At 74.1% G+C, this 2,005-nt stretch carries 1 protein-coding gene and 2 pseudogenes; all 3 read right to left on the reverse strand.

The window, feature by feature from the left end:
• Window positions 1-209: pseudogene (locus DKL51_RS31565) on the reverse strand (hypothetical protein); the annotation flags it as partial.
• Window positions 196-1,320, reverse strand: a complete 1,125-nt coding sequence (locus tag DKL51_RS31570) for a glycosyltransferase (RefSeq protein ID WP_124813112.1) — start codon at window positions 1,318-1,320, stop codon at window positions 196-198. The gene DKL51_RS31570 and the pseudogene DKL51_RS31565, both read right to left, overlap by 14 nt.
• Before the next feature lie 45 nt (window positions 1,321-1,365).
• Window positions 1,366-2,005 (reverse strand): annotated as a pseudogene (locus tag DKL51_RS35400) (hypothetical protein); the annotation flags it as partial.

Here is a 2,005-nt window from a genome sequence, read left to right on the forward strand (position 1 = left end):
CGGGCCCGGCCGGCCGCCTGGTGGCTGACCAGCTCCACCTCTGCCGCGGCGCCGCTCGGCGGCTGCCAGGCCCGCGGTGCGGCGACGACCAGCAGACGGCGGCCGGCGGGCCAGTGCCGGACCACCTCGGTGAGCACCCGGGTGATCCCGCCGGGTCCGACGCCGCTGGCGTCGAGGACGGTGCTGGGCGGGGACTCAGCGGCACTCATCGTCGATCCATTCGCTCATCCGGGCCGCGAACCGTTCCCGCGCGAACGACCGCGCGTGCTCCCGGATCCGACCGGCGGAGAGCTCGCCGACGCGCCGGACGGCCGCCGCGTGATCCGCCGCGCGGGTCGTAGGGACGAGGAAGCCGGTCTCGCCGTCGACCACCGTCTCCAGCAGCCCGCCGCTGCGCAGGCCGATCACCGGGGTGCCGGCGGCCTGGGCCTCCACCGGGATGATGCCGAAGTCCTCGTGCGCGGGGAAGAGCAGCGCCCGGGCCCCCTGGTACAGCTCGCGCAGGCGTTCCCGGCTGGGCCGTACCTCGAAGGTGACCGGCACGCCGACTCGGGCGGCCGCCCGGCGCAGCCGGGTCTCCTCGGGACCGGAGCCGGCGATGACCAGGGGCAGCCCGGCCGCCTCGGCGATCTCGATCATCAGGTCGAAGTTCTTGTACGGAATCCACCGCCCCACGCCGAGCAGGTGGTCGCGCGGCTGTTCCGGCCCGGCCGGCGCCGCGTAGTAGCCCACCTCCACCGGCGGGTGGATGACCACGGCGTCGCGCTTCCAGTAGCGCCGGATCCGGTCCCGCACCTCGACGGAGTTCGCCGCGTACGCGTGCACGTGCCGGCTGAGCCGCAGGTCGGCTGCCCGCAGCAGCTGTCGGGGTACGCCCAGCAGCGGATTCGACCCGCGACCGTCGACGGTGGGGCTCCAGACGTACCGGGCGGGTGAGTGCACGTAGCTGAGGTGGCGGGTCCGCTCGGGCGGGCCGAGCCGGACGGTGTGCGCGAACGCGTGGCTGGACGAGACGACGACGTCGTAGGACGCGTCGGCGAGGGTGCGCCAGGCGAGCGGCATCACCGGCAGGGCGAGCGCCTTGCTGCGCCGCAGCGCGGTCCGGGCCAGCCACGACTCACGCAGGCCGAGTTCCCCCGCCGGAACGTCGCGCTCCGCCCAGAGCACGTAGCGGGTGGCGTGCGGCAGCAGGTCGGCGATGGCGAGAAAGACGTTCTCCGAGCCGCCGGTGGCGCTGAACCACTCGTGCACGACGGCCACCGAGCGGTCGGCGAGCAGCGGTGGCGCGGGGGCGACCCGGCGGCCCTCCACCCACGTCATGGCTGTCCGTCCAGGATGGTGGTGTTGGCACTCCTCATCAGACGGTCAGCTCGTACGGCGCCACAGGTCGCGCAGGGCGTCCCAGTTGCCGCCGAGCCCGGCCTCGCAGAGGGTCTCCATGTAGAGCGCCGAGGTTTCATTGTCCCGGTCCCACCAGATCCCGCAGATCGTCCGGCCGTCCTCGCCCTTGAAGGCGTACTCGATGTAGCTGCCGGAGGTGCCGCTGGCCCCGCCGGTGGTTCGGGTCGCCTCGCGCAGCCCCGGTGCCAGCGCGCCGCCGGCCAGGTTGAGCTGCTGCCGGTAGGCCCGCGCGGCGTCCTTCTCGGTGTGCGACGCGTACTGGCCGAAGTGGAGCGAGACGCCGCCGTACCGGCAGAAGACGTGCTTCTTCTCGTCGGCGGGCAGCTTCGGGCCGCCCACCTCGCCGTTGGCCGCACATCCGCCCATCCGCTCCAGCCACGGCTCGGCGAGCGGAACGAGGTCCCCGTCGAACTTCGCCTTGTTCAGGGACGCCTGGGTCGCCTCGTACAGCGGCGCGGAGGCGCTGGCCGACGGTTTCGTCGCCGGGCCGTCCCCATCGGACGCCATGGCACCGCCGTGCTGGCCGGCGGCATCGGCCTCTTCGCCGGCCAGCACGGCGGTCAGCGCCACGATGCCGGCCCAGAGGCCGGTGCGGCTGCGGCTG

The organism is Micromonospora globispora (assembly GCF_003857015.1).
In the GTDB taxonomy this organism is placed as follows: Bacteria; Actinomycetota; Actinomycetes; order Mycobacteriales; family Micromonosporaceae; genus Micromonospora; species Micromonospora globispora.

Coding starts and splice junctions, on each gene's coding strand:
- DKL51_RS31570 (WP_124813112.1), bottom strand. CDS start 1,320: ATGACGTGGGTGGAGGGCCGCCGGGTCGCCCCCGCGCCACCGCTGCTC.